The following is a 15,251-nucleotide window of genomic DNA, read 5'->3' as shown; positions in this document are numbered from 1 at the left end:
TATGACCGGAACCGAAATCGCCGCGGGCGGAACGGCTTCCGAACGCCTGCTCGTGCACGCGGCACTTGCCGACCCGAGTCGGCACGAACGCGCCGCGTTGGCGAAACTCGCCCACGAGATCACCGACTGGGCAGAGGTTTTCGAACTCGCCGAGCTCAATGCGACCGTCCCACTGGTGCACCGTCGGTTGGAGTCCGAGCAGCTTTACGACCTCGTTCCCGAGCTGGTGCGAGCACATTTCGCGAGCGTGACCGATCACATTGCCGCCGTGAACGATCGGCGCCTGGCCGGTGCCAGGGAACTGTTGCGCCGCTTCGACGAACGCGGCGTGCGCTGCGTGGTGCTCAAGGGCATGTTGTTCTCAGCGGAGATCTACCACGACCCGCGCTACAAGCGGATGAACGACCTGGATATCCTCGTCGAACTCGATCAGGTCGACACCGTTATCGAGATCTACCGGGAGCTGGGACTTTTCGCCACCTCCGAACTGCTGGGCAAGGCCCCGAAGGTCCGCGCCGAACGCTCACACCACCTGCCGTCGTTCGTCTCCCGCGACGGATCCCTCGTCGTCGGCACGCACTGGGGGCTGATCACGCCGTTGGCTCCGTACATCGTCGACTACGCCGCGATCTGGAAGCGCGTGCGGCGCATCGACTTCTACGGTGTGCCCGCCTGGGCGATGTCGCACGAGGACAACCTGCACCACCTCGGCATCCACCTGCCCTACTACAAGACCGGTGTACGCGAACTCGCCGACATCTGGAACCTGGCCCGCTACGCCGATGGCCTCGACTACGACCTGCTGGCCGGTGAGATCGCCAAGACGGGCAGCGAAAGCCTGATGTACCACGCTCTTTCGCTGGCCGATCGGCTCGTGCCCGAACCGGAGTTCGCGGCCTTGATCAACTGGATCGCACCGAAGATCAACCGCTTCACCCGCTACGACACCGCGCGCAAAACCGCCGATATCCATGCGCTGCTGCGCAGCCGCTCCACCCACACCTCGCGCATCGAAAAGGCCTACACCGAATTCAATATGGCCGCCGTCGCGAGCGAAAAGCGTGACCGCTTCGGCCGCCTGTGGTCGGATCTGCTGCTGGTGCCCGGTGACGAAGCGCGCAAGATGAGTTCGCTGCGCGACCCAGCGCCGCTATCCGATCTCGGTGCGCGAATCTCCGCCCCCTACCGGCTGACTCGGGTTTTCCAGCGCGACCTCGGCCGCTGGCTCTTTCCGGCGGCGCTGGCCAAGACCGTCTTCGATCTCGGTACCGCCTATGGTTCGGAGCTGGCGAGCCGGGCCGGAATCGGTACCGCTGCGACCGGACGTCCCGGCATCGACGAATACGCGGCCCAGCTGGGCCTGACCCGCGCCGATCTCCAAGCGGTACTGGACAGCCAGGAATGAAGCGCACAGTGCTGTGGGACCTGGACGGCACCTTGGTGCGGTTGCATCGGCGCCGGTTCAAGGCGCTGATGCCGCTGGCTGCCGCGCAGGCATTTCGCGAGTTGACCTCACCGCATCGTTTTCTGCGCGTCCTGCCCGGCGTGCTGAAGCAGGTTCGAGCCAACGACACCGAGCACACCAACACCGACCTGATGGTCCGACTGCTCGCCGAGCGGCTGCGGGTCGCACCTGATGCGGTGGCGAGTCAACTGAAGAGCCTGGCGGAGACGGGTTTTCCGCGTCTGCGCGGTTGCTTTCCGCTGGAGCCTCGGGCACTGGATACGGTGACCCGGCTCCAGGAATCGGGCACGGTACAGGTCGTTGCGACCAATCCGCTGTGGCCGGACAGCACTGTCAGCACCCGGCTCGGCTGGGGCGGCTACGACCCGTCCGTGTTCACCTTCCGCACCAGCGGCGAGAACATGCGCCGCTCGAAACCACGTATCGAGTTCTACCGCGAACTGCTCGACCGGCTCGGCGCGGAACCGGGGGAGTGCGTGATGATCGGCAACGACGCCGCCAACGACGCACCGGCGGCACTTCTGGGGATCCCCGTATTCCTCGTGAACGTGCCGGAATCTGCTGTTCCGCAGAAATATTCGGGCCTTGTAAGTACGGGGGACTGGCCTCGGCTGCGCGAGTGGCTGGGTATCGAGGAGAAATCATGCTCGTCGTCCTGAATCCACAGTCCAATGCCGGGACCGCGCTGCAGCGGTGGCGTCCGGTAGAAGGCGTGCTACGCGAACGGAATACCGATCTCACCGTCGAAATGCCCAGTGACGCAGAACAAGCCACGAAACTGGTCCAAGCGAGCCTCGAGTCGGATCCACCCGAGGTGATCGTAGCGGCGGGCGGCGACGGCATGGTCAATCTGGTCCTCAATGCGATTATGGATCCGGCGACCGACCGACCGCGACAGGGCGCGGAATCGGTCGCACTCGGCGCGATCGGTCTCGGCAGTTCCAACGACTTCCACAAACCGGGGCGATCGAGCATCGCCGATATCCCGGTCCGGCTCGGCACACCCGAGCTCGTCGACGTCGGCAAGGCCACCATGCTGCTTCCGGACGGCACCCGAACAGTCCGATACTTCCTGCTCAATGCGAGTATGGGACTCGTTGCGGCGGGTAATCATTCGTTCAACCACGCGCGCGGGCTGATCGGCTGGCTGAAATCCCGCAATGTCGAGGCGGCCATTATCGCCACCGCGCTGAGCAATATCGCCACCCACAAGCCGCTGGCAGTCCAACTGCGCGGATCCGACTGGGTGCACGCCGCACCGATCACGAATGTGGGTGTGCTCAAGAGCGTGCACTTCGCCGGTGGCATGTACTACGACACACCGGTCACCCGTGCGGACGGCATGTTCGACGTGAATATCTGGAAAGCCGCCGGGCGGGCGCGGATTCTGGGGCTCATCGCAGGTCTTTACCGCGGCAAGTTCCGGGGTTCGGCGCTGGCCACCTGCCGTCGCGACACCGCGGTGGAACTGCGGCCCGCCGCACCCGCACCACTCGAACTGGATGGCGAGATCACGATTGTGGAATCGGCCCGACTAGAAGTGCTGCCGCGCATATTGCGGGTGTGTGCGCTGTGACCGTTGTCCTGGTGACCGGGGCCGCCCACGGCATGGGCGCGGCGACCGTCGAATACCTTGCGCGCGTCGGCTATACGGTCGAGGGCAGCGACAAGTTCGCGCGGGATGGCGTGCGCGCGGTCGACGTCCGCGATACCGAAGCGGTGCGGAGTTGGGTGAAATCCATGCACGCGCGGCACGGCCGCATCGATGCGGTGGTCACCTTCGCCGCCTACGGCATTGTCGGTTCGGTGGAGGAGACCGATCCGGACGAGGCCGCCGCACTTATCGACACCAACGTGATCGGCACTCACCGCGTGCTGCGCGAAGTGCTGCCGATCATGCGTGCGCAGGGCCACGGCCAGGTGATCGTGGTGAGCTCCGGTGCGGGCGCGATCGCCGAGCCCTATGGCGGCTGGTATTCGGCCACCAAGGCGGCCGTCGAACGTCTCGGTGAGGCGATGCGGATGGAGACCGCGGGCTTCGGCATCCACGTCTCGGTCCTCGCGCCGGGGTGGACGGTTACCCCGATCATCGATTCGGCTGCGCGCGTTGCCGATCCGATCGAGGCATATACGCCGGATCGGACTTCGGTGCTGTCGCGCGTCACCGGATATCTGGAGCACGGACAATCCGCGGAGGTGGTAGCCAGGAAGGTGCGGACAATCCTGGAAGCACCCGAACCGCGTCAAACCTACCTGTGCGGCAGTGACGTTCGGCTCTCGTTCTGGACCCGGCGATTCACGCCCGCTCGGGTCTACGAACGGCTCGTTCGCCGCTACTACGGCCTTTGACAGGAGCATGCACGGGCAGTGCCGGTAGTATCACCTCGGCCGCACGGCTCCCGAGAAAGCGGGGGCTTGTCCGGTACGTGCCGTTCGCTGGATGGTTTTCGCAGTAGCCCATCTGCCGACGACACGGCAGGAGAGGCAGCGATGACCAACCGATAGGGGCAGGCGATGGCACCGGCTCTGAGATGTCTTGTCTGGGAACTGGACAACACCCTCTGGGATGGTGTCGTCTGCGACGCGACCAGCAGCGCACCACGTCCCGCCGCCCTGCGCACGCTGCTGAAGCTCAGCGAGCGCGGCATCTGGCACGCCGTAGCCAGCCGCAGCGACCGCGACCTCACCCTCAAAAAGCTCTACCGCCACGGTCTCTACGACATGTTCTCGGCCATCGAGATCGGCTGGGGCCGCAAATCGGCGTCGCTATTGCGGATCGCGCACACCCTCGGCCTGGAACTGGACACCATCGGTTTCATCGACGCCGAACCGGTGGAGCGAGCCGAGGTCACCCGCGCACTCCCGCGCGTGCGCTGCTACGCCGCCCGCAACGCCGATGTGCTCCCCGCACTTCCCGACTTCCGCCCGGTACTGCGCACGGGTCCGTCGCCCACGCCGCCCATGGGTTTCGCAAGCGTCCGGGGATAACGGGAGTCGTTTGGTGAGCGGTCCGCTCACCGATCGGACGCGGGCCTACTGGCCGTTGGCCTTCGGCTCCGAAGGCTGCCCTGATCGGGCTACCGGCTTCGTTGCTCTGTTCGCGGTTTCAACCTACTGGCGGAGGGCCACATTACCCGACCCGGTTCTGAGGAGGCGTCACCACCGGCTGCAACCTGCACGGCTTGCCCGGCGCCCCCAGGCACAAAGACGCCCGGATACCGCGCCGCCGCTGAAACTGCTGTGGACTCTGGGACGCTTGTCGATGTCGACGCCATGGGGCGCTGCGGGGCCAGAGTCACTAGAGTCCTTTGTCGTAGCGGTTCGAGTTGTGCGGCCGGGACGGCCGGGGAGGAGTGTTGACGATGGTGAATCCGATGCCGCCGGGTCAGCCGGGTGGGTACGGGTTGCCGGGCCAGGCGAATCCGTATGGGGGTCAAGTGAACCCGCAGCACAGTCAGCCGCATCCCTACGGCGCGCCGCCGCCCGGCGTGCCGTATCTGGTGCCGTCCGCGCCCGGTTACAGTCCGCCGAGCCGCCCGCCGAGCGGCGGCGCGATGGAGCGGGTTGCGGGCGGTCTGCTGCTGGTCGCCGCGTTGCTCGCCATCGTCTTGCGGGTGGCCAACGCGTTCTCCTCGAGTTCGCGTTTCCTCTGGTCCGACATCCTGTTCGTGCTGATGATCCTGCTCGCGATCCTGACCGGTATCTGCGCGCTCGCGGGGATGGGCGCGCGATATCCGGTGCTGCGCGCGCTCGCGGCGGTGGCTGCGGGCATGCTCTTGTCCGGCATGGTGGAAGCGATGCTCAGTGCCGCACAGTTCGAATTCCTCTTCGAGGACGCCTTCTGGTTGTCCATCCCGTGCGCGATCGCGGCATTCGCCGCCACCCTCGCGACGGTGGTCGCCGCTGCGGCGGCGCGGACGCCGCCCGCGCCTGGAGGCCCCGGCGGCCAAGGGCCGCACCAGTACCCGCCCTGGAACCAGCCGCCGCGCTGAGTCCGTCCGTACGCCGCTCGGCCGCCGTCCCCCTACTCTCGGCCCTCACCCTGCCACTCGCCTTTCAGGACAATGCGATTCCCGCCATTGTTGGTGCATTGCTGTGGGGTGCGGTGCTGGGCGTCCAGGAATCGCATTCCGCGCGACGGTTGCCGATTTGGTCCCCGCGCACCGACCCGGCACACCGTCTATGGTGTTTTCGCCGCCGGTTCGGGTCTTGCCGCCTTCGTCGGAACCGCGCCTCAGGCACTGCTCTGTACTCGGTCCCTGACCGCGTCAGCGTTACTGCTGCCATCCAACTCATAGCGCTGCTCGTCTTCGTAACCAGCAGGCTTCGCCTCGGCGCGTCGAGTCGACGCGTGTGACCGATCCGCTACCGCACTGACCGGAGGAATCCGTCGATGTGGTCGAATGTGGCCTCCGGCTGTTCCAATTGGGGCAAATGCCCTGCCGCACGGATGATTTCGAAGCGGGCGTCGGCGAAGGCGGCGGCATAGGCCGCGCCGTAGGCCGGAGTGACGATGCGATCGCTTTCACCCCAGAGCAGCAGGGTGGGGGTGGTGACGGCGGTGAGTCGGGGGAGTAGTCGGGGATTGTGCATGTACGGGTCGGCCGCATAAGTCCGTAGTGCGGCCATATTCCCTTGGCGCATGGCCGATTCTGCGGCGGGAATACCAGCGGGATCTTGGTAGAAGCGCGCGGGGTCGTGGTACGAGTGCTCGGCCACGCCGCGGGCGTCGAGAGCGAAGAAGTCGGTGATCGGTTCGTCGTCGAACCATACGCCGGTCGCATCGATCAGCACGAGTCCGCCGATGCGGCGGTCGTGATCATGGACGGCCATTTCGGCGGCAATCCAGCCGCCGATCGAGGAGCCGACGACGAGAACGTCCTGCAGATCGCGATCGTGGAGCAGGTCCAGGTAGGCGCGTGAAAGATCGCCGATGCTGTCGAATGTCAACGGTGTGCCATTCCAACCCGGATGGGTCGGTGCAATGACATGAGACGAGCGGGACAGGTGCTCGGCGATACCGGCCACCGAGGCGGGCCCCGCGCCGCCGTGTAGGACGAGAACTGTTGGGCCGCTGCCTGATTCGGCGATGGTGAGGGGCGGTTGCGGCTGGGTGTGTGCGGTCATCGTCGAGCTCCCCGATCCAGTGACTAAACATGTTGATATAAACAAGCTTAGTCATACTGCTAGGGTCATGTCCATGCCTGGTGATCTGCAAGCCCTGGGACGCGCCGTCAAACAGGCGCAGTACCGCCACCACCGTGCGTTGGACAATCGGCTCGCGACCGTAGGAACCACCCTCGCCCAGTGGGACGCCTTGCGCGCCATCGACCGCAATCCCGGTTCCACCGCGCGTGCCTTGGCCGAGGAGACATTCCAGAGCGAGCAGGCCTTCGGCACCCTCGCGAACCGGCTTGTGACACGCGGTCTCATCGAACGCACCCCCGGTCGCGGTCGCGCCATCGAACACCGGTTGACCGTCGCGGGCGAGCAGGCCCTGCGCGCTGGTCATCGGGTCGCGAACGAGGTATTGACCGAATCCTTCGCCGCATTGTCCGCGGGCGAACGCGCGACCCTGCTCGACCTGCTCCAGCGAATCGGCACGCACGGATAATCACCCTGCTCGGCGTGGTCGGCAGCGGTGGCGATGCGGGCGGGGAATGATGTGGCCATGGTCAATGATCCGAACGGTCCCGATATCAAGCCGCGTAGTCGCGATGTCACCGATGGTCTGGAGAAGACGGCCGCGCGCGGCATGTTGCGGGCGGTGGGCATGGACGACGGCGACTGGGGGAAGTCGCAGATCGGGGTGGCCTCCTCGTGGAACGAGATCACGCCGTGCAATCTGTCGCTGGACCGGCTCGCCAAGGCGTGCAAGGAGGGGGTGTTCGCGGGCGGCGGGTATCCGATGGAATTCGGGACCATTTCGGTCTCCGACGGCATCTCCATGGGACATGAGGGCATGCATTTCTCCCTGGTATCGCGGGAGGTGATCGCCGACAGCGTGGAAACCGTCATGCAGGCCGAGCGGCTCGACGGTTCGGTGCTGCTGGCCGGATGCGATAAATCCTTGCCCGGCATGCTGATGGCGGCGGCGCGGCTGAACCTGGCGAGTGTGTTCCTGTACGCGGGCTCGATCCTGCCCGGAATCGCGAAACTCAGCGATGGCAGCGAGCGCGAAGTGACGATCATCGATGCGTTCGAGGCGGTCGGCGCCTGCTCGCGCGGTTTGATGAGTCGCGAGGACGTGGACGCCATCGAGCGCGCCATCTGTCCGGGTGAGGGCGCCTGCGGCGGCATGTACACGGCCAACACCATGGCGAGCGCGGCCGAGGCATTGGGTATGTCGCTGCCCGGCAGCGCGGCACCGCCCGCGACCGATCGGCGGCGCGACGGCTACGCGCGGCGCAGCGGTGAGGCGGTGGTGGAATTGCTGCGGCGGGGAATCACGACGGCCGACATCCTCACCAAGGAGGCCTTCGAGAACGCGATCGCGGTGGTCATGGCGTTCGGCGGCTCCACCAATGCCGTACTGCATCTGCTGGCGATCGCCCACGACGCGAAAGTCGATCTGGCACTCGCGGACTTCGCGCGCATCGGCCGCAAGGTGCCGCACCTCGCCGATGTAAAGCCCTTCGGGCGGCATGTGATGACCGATGTCGACCGGATCGGCGGCGTGCCGGTAATGATGAAGGCACTGCTCGATGCCGGACTGCTACACGGCGACTGCCTGACCGTCACTGGGCGCACGGTCGCGGAGAACCTCGCCACCATCGTCCCGCCGGATCCCGATGGAAAAGTGGTGCGGGCCATGGCATCTCCGATCCACCCGACCGGTGGCATCACCATCCTCGCCGGATCGCTCGCGCCCGGCGGCGCGGTGGTCAAGTCGGCAGGCTTCGATTCCGACGTATTCACCGGTACGGCACGGGTTTTCGATCGCGAGCGGGCGGCGATGGACGCGCTCGAGGACGGCACGATCACCGCGGGCGATGTGGTGGTCATCCGCTATGAGGGCCCCAAGGGCGGTCCCGGCATGCGCGAGATGCTCGCGATCACCGCGGCCATCAAGGGTGCGGGCCTCGGCAAGGACGTGCTGCTGCTCACCGATGGCCGCTTCTCCGGCGGCACCACCGGTCTCTGCGTCGGCCATGTCGCTCCGGAGGCGGTCGATGCCGGGCCGATCGCGTTCGTCCACGACGGCGACCAGATCCGCCTCGACGTCGCCGCAGGCACTCTCGACCTTCTCGTCGCCCCCGAAGAACTCGACCGCCGCCGCGAAGGCTGGAAACCGCTGCCGTCGCGCTACACGCGCGGCGTGCTCGCCAAATATTCGAAGTTGGTCGGCTCGGCGTCCTTCGGTGCGGTCTGCGACTGAAGCAGGAGTCGTCCGTTGGCTGGATGAGTCACATGGTGGTTCGGACGCATTCGGTAAGCGACCATTCGGCTCGCCTGCACGATAAGCCCATCTGTCGTACCGAGGTCTCGGAATCTTTGCGACGCGTGGCGGCGCGCGCGCCGAGTATTCGAAGTTGGTTGGTCGGCGTCCCTGGGTGTCGTCTGCGGCTGAAGTCGCCTTCGTCAGCTGCGTGGCGGTGTGCTGCGCGACGCCTGAATTTGCCCTGGCTCAAGGCAATTCGGGAAGGATGGCGATCTCCACGTGCCGCAGGCGGGCCGGATCGGCGATCACCTCGTAGCCCGCGATCCGGTCGTCCTGGACCGTAACCGCAAGCGCGAGTAGCAGTTTGCCGCGCGGCGCGACAATGATGCCGACCGCGCCGTCGACCAGCGCGAGCGTGGCGACCTGAGAGCGGCGGCGCAGGATGACGGTCTCGCGGGCCACCGCCTGCGCACCCCGCGCGACCGGTGCCATACCCGAGGGCAGTGCGGCCGGATCGGCCGTACGCACCACATCGGGCGCGAGGACCGCGAGCAAGCCGTCGAGATCACCACTGCGAGCGGCGGCGAGGAAGGCATCCACGACATGCCGCTGCTGCGCGAGTTCGGCGGTGGAAGCGCTCGCATCGCCGTGCGCCCGCCCGCGGGCCCGGCTGGCGAGCTTCTTGGTGGCGACGCTGGTGCGCCCGACGATCGGCGCGATCTGATCGAAGGGAACGGCGAACATATCGTGCAGCACGAACGCCACCCGCTCATCGGGACCGAGCGTATCCAGCACCACCAGTAGCGCGCGCCCGACCGAATCGATCAGCACCGCTTCGCTTTCCGGATCTCGGTCGTAGGCGGCGTCGCCGAGTTCGGCGATCCGATCGATCGGATCCTCGCGCCGGGCGGCCCGCGAGCGCAGCATATCGAGACAGATCCGGGAGACCACCGTGGTCAACCACCCGGCAAGATTCTCGACCTCGCTGGTGTCGGAGCGGTCCAGCCGCAGCCAGGCCTCCTGCACCGCGTCCTCGGCTTCAACGGCCGATCCGAGCATCCGGTAGGCGACCGCGTGCAGGTGATCGCGGTGCGTCTGGAATCGTCGCGCCAACAATTCCTGTGCGTGCATCGGTCACCTTTCGGGTTCGGCATCCGTCACGTGGATAAGGCGATCAGGTGTCCCGCCCACGATCGCAGACCCGCAGAACCCAGCTGACCGGAGGGTAGTTCCCATGTCTGTCGCATATGTCGTCGTCACCATCCTCGCCGCCGTAGCCGCATTCGGCGCCACCGGCTTCGATATCGTCAAGGCGGACCAAGTGCGCGAGACGATGCTCGGCTACGGCCTCCCACAATGGACCCTCAACCCGTTGGCCATCCTGAAAGCCCTCGGCGGCCTCGGCCTCCTGATCGGCCTGGCATACCCGCCACTCGGGCTCACCGCCGCCCTCTGCCTGGTCCTCTACTTCCTCGGCGCGGAAATCACCATTGTCCGAGCCAAGCTGTACGCCGACATCGCCTATCCCATGCCCTACCTACTGCTGTCCGCAGCCTCCCTGGCCCTATTCGCCTACGCCTGACCTCGCCCCGTGCCCGCGATCGAGCCTGCCGTGCTGCCGGGTGCCGCGGCGCTGCCGGGTCCCATTGGCGCTGCCGGGTCCCATTGCGCTGCTGGATGCCACTGCGCTATCGGGTGTCGATGTGCGGCTGGAGGTTGTTTTACTGCCGGGTGTCATCGCCCTGCTGGGTGTTGTTGTGCTGGCCAGTGTTGTCGTGCTGCTCGGTGCCGCTGCGCTCCCGGATGTCGGCGCGCCGCCGGACGCCGCTGACCTGCTGGGTGTAATTGTCCTGCGCGGCGCTGCCGCACCACTTGCGACGGAGACCAGAAGACTCGCCTCGACGAGGCGAGCCACTGCGGCACAACACCAATCGGTCAGGCGGGCGCTTTGACATTCGGTGCGGCACAGCACGTTATGCACGCAAGCATGCAATGCGATATTGCATTGCATGCCATTTCGAGCCCGATCTGTGGCACGAACCCGGGGACCACGGATTCCCTTGCCGCCCGGCATATTCCGCCGCCGCGGAGAGTCCCGCGGGCCCGACCGGCAACAAGCCCAATGGTGGTGTATCGAAACCCTATGCCTACGGCAGCACGCTAACCATGCTGGATGAACTTCGCCGCTTGCTCACCGATGAACACACTCGGCGCATGCGTGTGCCCGCGGATAAGCAACGGCATCACCGACGCGTCCGCGACGCGGAGTCCTTGCACCCCACGCACTTCCAGTCGCGGCGTGACGACACTGCCCGCATCGGTACCCATCCGGCAGGTGCCGACCGGGTGATACAGGGTGTGCGAGTAGCCGTTCAGTGTCAATTCCATCGCGGCCTCGAGCTCGGCCGGAGCCTGCGGAGGGTAGATCAGCGGCCCGAGTGCCGCCTTCAGAGCCGGAGCCGCGGCCAGTTCGGCGCACACGCGTAAACCAGACATGATCGCGGCCCGGTCCGCGCCACCGCTATCGGAGAGATAGCGTGGGTCGATGACCGGCTTGGCGGTGGGATCACCGGAACCCAGCGAGATCCGGCCGCGGCTGTGCGGCCGCAACAGCACCGTCGCCAGCACGACCCCGTGCTCGGTCGGATCCACGAGACCCTCGTAGAAGAACGGCGCTGGCGCGAAAATCAGCTCCAGATCGGGCAATTCGAGATCGGACCTGCTGCGGATGAAACCGTAGGCCTCACCGACATTGGAGGTGAGCATGCCGCGGTGCCGGATCAGGTAGTCGAGCAGCTGACGAGGCTTCTCCGCCGTGAACAGCGAATCGGATTCGACGCCGTAGCCGAGCGCCGCGACCAGGTGGTCCTGCAGATTGGCGCCCACCTCGGGCGCATTGTGCACAAGCGGAATGTGATGGCGCGCCAGCTCGTCCTCATCGCCGATTCCCGAGAGCATGAGCAGCTGCGGACTATTGATCGCACCACCGCAGAGCAACACCTCGCGCCTGGCGGACACAGTCTGTGTGACGCCGTCCTTGCGGTACTCCACACCGGTCGCGCGTGGCTGTCCGGTCGGCGAGGTCTCGAAGATGATCCGCGACGCGAGCGCCTCGGTATAGACGGTGAGATTCGCACGGCGCATCGCGGGCTTCAGATACCCGTCGGCCGTACTCCACCGCCTGCCGCCGCGCTGGGTGACCATGGTCTCGCTGAATCCCTCCGGCTGCGGCCGGTTCGGTGGCTCCACAAGGAATCCGGATTCCTCGGCCGCGGCCAAATACGCCGCGGTCAAAGCGCGCGGACTGCGCTGCCGCGAAATATGCAGCGGCCCGGTCGCGCCCTCATCCGGATACTGGGCGTTCTCGACGGACTCGATCTTGCGGAACTGCTCGACCGCCGCCGAGAACCCCCACTCGTCCCCGGCCAGCAATGCCCACTCGTCGTAGTCGGCACGGAATCCGCGCACCCACATCATCGCGTTCATCGACGACGATCCGCCGAACATTTTGCCGCGCGGCCAGTAGATCTGCCGATTCTTCAGCTCGGGCTGCGGTTCGGTGAGGTAGTCCCAATCCATCTCGGAGCGGAACAGCTTCGCGAATGCCGCCGGAATGTGAGCGAACTTGTTCTTATCCGGCGGTCCGGCTTCCAGCACCACCACCGACACATCCGGATCGTCGCTGAGCCGGTTGGCCAGGACCGCGCCGGCCGATCCGGAGCCGACGATCACATAATCCGCGGTAACCCCTGCTTGCACTGTCCCACTCCGATCTGCACTGCGTATGGCAAACATACGAGCAAGACGCGGCCTCGGGTTCGGTTTCCTGACAAACCGGATGTTTCGCGGATCGGACCGGATTATCCGCGCCTGGTCAGCGGCGGTCGCAGACCGAGATGTTCGCGCAGGGTGGCGCCTGTGTAGGCGGTGCGATAGGACCCGCGCTCCTGCAATTCCGGAATCAGCCAGTCGACGATCTCGTCGAGTCCGGTCGGCACCAAATACGGCGAGATATTGAACCCGTGGGTCGCGCCGTGGCGGACCCAGCGGGTGAGTTCGTCGGCGACCTGGCTCGGTGTCCCGGCGAATCCGGACCGCCGCGAGGTCTCGATGGCGACCTGGCGCAGCGACAGATTCTTGGCTTCGGCCAGCGCCCGCCATTGTCGGGCGATCGCCACCGGATCCTGACCGTCGCGCTGTGCGCCGCGCTCGCCCGAAATCACTCGGGGCTGTGGGTCGTCCGCGGGCAGCGGACCGTCCGGATCGAGATCCGACAGATCACGACCCCATACCTGCCCGACCAGGGAAAGCGCGGTCTGTCCGGTGAATTGGCCCTCCAGCACCCAGCGCGCCTTCTCCTCGACCTCGGATTCCCGCTCCGCCAATACGATCTGGGTGCCGGGCAGGATCTTGATGTCATCGGCCGGTCGGCCCGCCCGTTCCAGGCGTGCCCGAATATCGTTCGCGAATGCGAGCGCGGCGTCGAAATGTGTTCCGTGCCTGGAGAAGATGACCTCCGCATGGGCCGCTGCGAAGTCGCGGCCCGCCGGTGAATCACCGGCCTGGAAGATCACCGGATGGCCCTGGGCGCTACGCGGCAGGGTCGGCGTGATCGAGACTTGGAAGTGCTCGTTGTCGCGGGCCACCGGCCGCACCGAATCCGGTGCGGCCCAATCGGTATCGTGGCGCGAGGTCGCGATCGCATTGTCGGCCCAGGCATCCCAGATCTCGCGTGCCGTCCGAATGAATTCACCCGCGCGCTCGTAGCGCTGCCCGTGGTCGAGGAAGCCGCCGCGCCGGAAATTCGCACCGGTCCAGGCATTGTCGGTGGTGACCGCGTTCCAGCCCGCACGGCCGCCGGACAGCAGATCCAGGCCCGCGAGTCGGCGGGCGAGATCGGCGGGTTCGTTGTAGGTGGTGTTCTGGGTGGCGACCAGACCGATCCGGCTGGTGATCCCGGCCAGCGCCGCCAACTGGGCAATGGCGTCGGGACGCCCGGCGATATCGGTATCGAGCAGCTTTCCGTTCTGCTCGCGCAAGCGCAGGCCCTCACCGAGGAAGAATGCGTCGAAGAGTCCGCGCTCGGCCGTGGTGACGATATGCCGAAAGGTTTCGAAGTCGATCTGCGAGCCGCTGCTCGAATCCGACCAGATGGTGCTGTGATTGACGCCCTGGAAGAAGACGCCGAAATGAACCCGAGCGTCGGGGAAAGGAACCTCGGACATCAGTGCTGATCCTTCGCATAACGGTTGATCGGCCGTGCCAGGCCGAGATTGGCGCGCAGGGTCGAACCCGGCACCGGGCGGTGCGCGATACCGGCGCGGAATAGAGCGGGCAGGATGTAGCGCGCCAGCGCGGGGAGGTCTTCGTCGATAACGGCGGGATGCAGGCGTACGCCGTCGACATGGTGAGCGAGTTCGGTGATGAGGCGCACGAGTTCGGTCGGGGAGCCCGAGAACGTCAGGCGCTCGATGCGGTTCGTGGCCGCGTACTTGCCCAGGTCGGCGAGGCGTTCGGCGGCCGTTGCGTGCGGAATGTCCAGGGTGACATCGAGTTCCGCGAACACCAGTGCACCGGTGGCTCGCGCGTGGTCCGCGGCGGCGAGGGTCTGAGCGAGGTCGGTTCCGGTGACCAGGATGACGTCGGCAGCATCGGTGTCATGTGCGAAGACGACCACCTGCCCCTGCGGCGGCCGCGGCACGATCGTCGGACCCTTCACCGAGAACGTCTCACCGCTGAAGTCGATGTAGTGCAGCTTGTCTCGGTCCAGGAATCGGCTCGCCGCGTAGTCGCGTACCACGGCGTCGTCTTCCCACGAATCCCATAACCGACGCGCGACCTCGATCGAATCCCGTTGTTCGCGTGCGAGTTCCGCTTCCACTGTGCGCGGCGGTCGTCCCCAGGCGGTGGCGGCCGCGGGGTCGGTCGTGGCGATCCACCCGCCGCGCCCACGCGAGGCGTAGTCGAGCGTGGCAAGTTGTGACGATGTGTGGAACGGCTCCGCGTAAGTGGTCGCGACCGTGGCGACCAGCCCGATGGTGCTGGTTGTCGCCGCGACGTACGAAGCCCGCGTGACCCCGTCTATCCGCCCCGCCGGATGCCCCGTAGGTGGCAGGATCGAATCGTCGAAGGTGGCGAGGGTGAAACCGGCATTCTCGGCCGCGCTCACCCGTTTGCGCAGTGTATTGCCGGTGAGCAACTGATCGGGCGCATGTGTGGCCCGCCGCCACGCGGCCGGGTGATATCCCTCGCCATCCAATTCGATGCCCACCGCGAAGACATTTCCGCTCATTGGTACGACGATCGTCAAACTTGACCGCCACCGCCATGATTTGCGTCGCGATGATCCGAACCCGGACCACCGACGATCGCGAGCTGGCGGTGATCCCGGATTCGCTTTCGAGC

15 protein-coding genes are annotated in these 15,251 nt (G+C 66.2%); 10 read left to right on the top strand and 5 right to left on the bottom strand.

Translation table 11 applies throughout. The annotated features are described in order from the left end of the window. Position 1: 1 nt before the first annotated feature. The 6 genes from NP3_RS10560 to NP3_RS10535 all read left to right on the top strand — a co-directional run bounded on the left by NP3_RS10560 (position 2) and on the right by NP3_RS10535 (position 5,457). Entirely contained in the window at positions 2 to 1,405 is a 1,404-nt protein-coding gene (locus tag NP3_RS10560) for a nucleotidyltransferase domain-containing protein (RefSeq protein ID WP_063040166.1), read from the top strand. Beyond that, positions 1,402 to 2,124: an HAD family hydrolase gene (locus NP3_RS10555; RefSeq protein WP_063040164.1), complete on the top strand. Its 723-nt coding sequence runs from the start codon at positions 1,402 to 1,404 to the stop codon at positions 2,122 to 2,124. Before NP3_RS10560 ends, NP3_RS10555 begins: the two co-directional genes overlap by 4 nt. Then, complete coding sequence (locus NP3_RS10550; protein WP_063040162.1) at positions 2,109 to 3,041, top strand: diacylglycerol/lipid kinase family protein; 933 nt, start codon at positions 2,109 to 2,111, stop codon at positions 3,039 to 3,041. The genes NP3_RS10555 and NP3_RS10550 overlap by 16 nt, the downstream gene beginning before the upstream one ends. Then, positions 3,038 to 3,814 (top strand): SDR family NAD(P)-dependent oxidoreductase, encoded by a 777-nt coding sequence (locus NP3_RS10545; RefSeq protein WP_157124246.1) that lies wholly within the window; start codon positions 3,038 to 3,040, stop codon positions 3,812 to 3,814. Before NP3_RS10550 ends, NP3_RS10545 begins: the two co-directional genes overlap by 4 nt. A gap of 165 nt (positions 3,815 to 3,979) precedes the next feature. Next, positions 3,980 to 4,453, top strand: a complete 474-nt coding sequence (locus tag NP3_RS10540) for an HAD-IIIC family phosphatase (protein ID WP_063040158.1) — start codon at positions 3,980 to 3,982, stop codon at positions 4,451 to 4,453. 374 nt (positions 4,454 to 4,827) lie between these two features. Then, positions 4,828 to 5,457, top strand: coding sequence for a hypothetical protein (locus NP3_RS10535; RefSeq protein ID WP_157124245.1), 630 nt, complete (start codon positions 4,828 to 4,830; stop codon positions 5,455 to 5,457). Between the two features lie 373 nt (positions 5,458 to 5,830). On the opposite strand, the gene NP3_RS10530 is transcribed toward NP3_RS10535, so the two are convergent. Beyond that, positions 5,831 to 6,592 (bottom strand): alpha/beta fold hydrolase, encoded by a 762-nt coding sequence (locus NP3_RS10530; RefSeq protein WP_063040154.1) that lies wholly within the window; start codon positions 6,590 to 6,592, stop codon positions 5,831 to 5,833. A gap of 73 nt (positions 6,593 to 6,665) precedes the next feature. Here NP3_RS10530 and NP3_RS10525 point away from each other — a divergent pair, with 73 nt between their 5' ends. Beyond that, positions 6,666 to 7,079 carry a MarR family winged helix-turn-helix transcriptional regulator gene (locus NP3_RS10525; protein ID WP_063040254.1) on the top strand — a complete coding sequence of 138 codons (414 nt, stop codon included), beginning with the start codon at positions 6,666 to 6,668 and terminating at the stop codon, positions 7,077 to 7,079. Positions 7,080 to 7,136: 57 nt separating this feature from the next. Further along, positions 7,137 to 8,843 (top strand): dihydroxy-acid dehydratase, encoded by a 1,707-nt coding sequence (gene ilvD, locus NP3_RS10520; RefSeq protein ID WP_063040252.1) that lies wholly within the window; start codon positions 7,137 to 7,139, stop codon positions 8,841 to 8,843. 249 nt (positions 8,844 to 9,092) lie between these two features. On the opposite strand, the gene NP3_RS10515 is transcribed toward ilvD, so the two are convergent. Then, positions 9,093 to 9,977 (bottom strand): sigma-70 family RNA polymerase sigma factor, encoded by an 885-nt coding sequence (locus NP3_RS10515; RefSeq protein ID WP_063040152.1) that lies wholly within the window; start codon positions 9,975 to 9,977, stop codon positions 9,093 to 9,095. 103 nt (positions 9,978 to 10,080) lie between these two features. Here NP3_RS10515 and NP3_RS10510 point away from each other — a divergent pair, with 103 nt between their 5' ends. Beyond that, positions 10,081 to 10,428, top strand: coding sequence for a DoxX family protein (locus NP3_RS10510; protein ID WP_063040150.1), 348 nt, complete (start codon positions 10,081 to 10,083; stop codon positions 10,426 to 10,428). A 40-nt stretch (positions 10,429 to 10,468) separates the two neighbouring features. Then, positions 10,469 to 10,798 carry a hypothetical protein gene (locus NP3_RS10505; protein WP_063040148.1) on the top strand — a complete coding sequence of 110 codons (330 nt, stop codon included), beginning with the start codon at positions 10,469 to 10,471 and terminating at the stop codon, positions 10,796 to 10,798. 208 nt (positions 10,799 to 11,006) lie between these two features. On the opposite strand, the gene NP3_RS10500 is transcribed toward NP3_RS10505, so the two are convergent. The 3 genes from NP3_RS10500 to NP3_RS10490 all read right to left on the bottom strand — a co-directional run bounded on the left by NP3_RS10500 (position 11,007) and on the right by NP3_RS10490 (position 15,138). Beyond that, positions 11,007 to 12,605, bottom strand: coding sequence for a GMC family oxidoreductase (locus tag NP3_RS10500; protein WP_245720881.1), 1,599 nt, complete (start codon positions 12,603 to 12,605; stop codon positions 11,007 to 11,009). A 101-nt stretch (positions 12,606 to 12,706) separates the two neighbouring features. Further along, positions 12,707 to 14,071 carry an NtaA/DmoA family FMN-dependent monooxygenase gene (locus NP3_RS10495; RefSeq protein ID WP_063040144.1) on the bottom strand — a complete coding sequence of 455 codons (1,365 nt, stop codon included), beginning with the start codon at positions 14,069 to 14,071 and terminating at the stop codon, positions 12,707 to 12,709. Then, complete coding sequence (locus tag NP3_RS10490) at positions 14,071 to 15,138, bottom strand: LLM class flavin-dependent oxidoreductase (protein ID WP_063040141.1); 1,068 nt, start codon at positions 15,136 to 15,138, stop codon at positions 14,071 to 14,073. The genes NP3_RS10495 and NP3_RS10490 overlap by 1 nt, the downstream gene beginning before the upstream one ends. Positions 15,139 to 15,251: the final 113 nt, after the last annotated feature.

Source organism: Nocardia pseudovaccinii NBRC 100343 (assembly GCF_001613225.1).
Taxonomy (GTDB): Bacteria; Actinomycetota; Actinomycetes; order Mycobacteriales; family Mycobacteriaceae; genus Nocardia; species Nocardia pseudovaccinii.
Note: the sequence above shows the minus strand (reverse complement) of the source record. Positions and strands in the feature narration are given on the sequence as shown.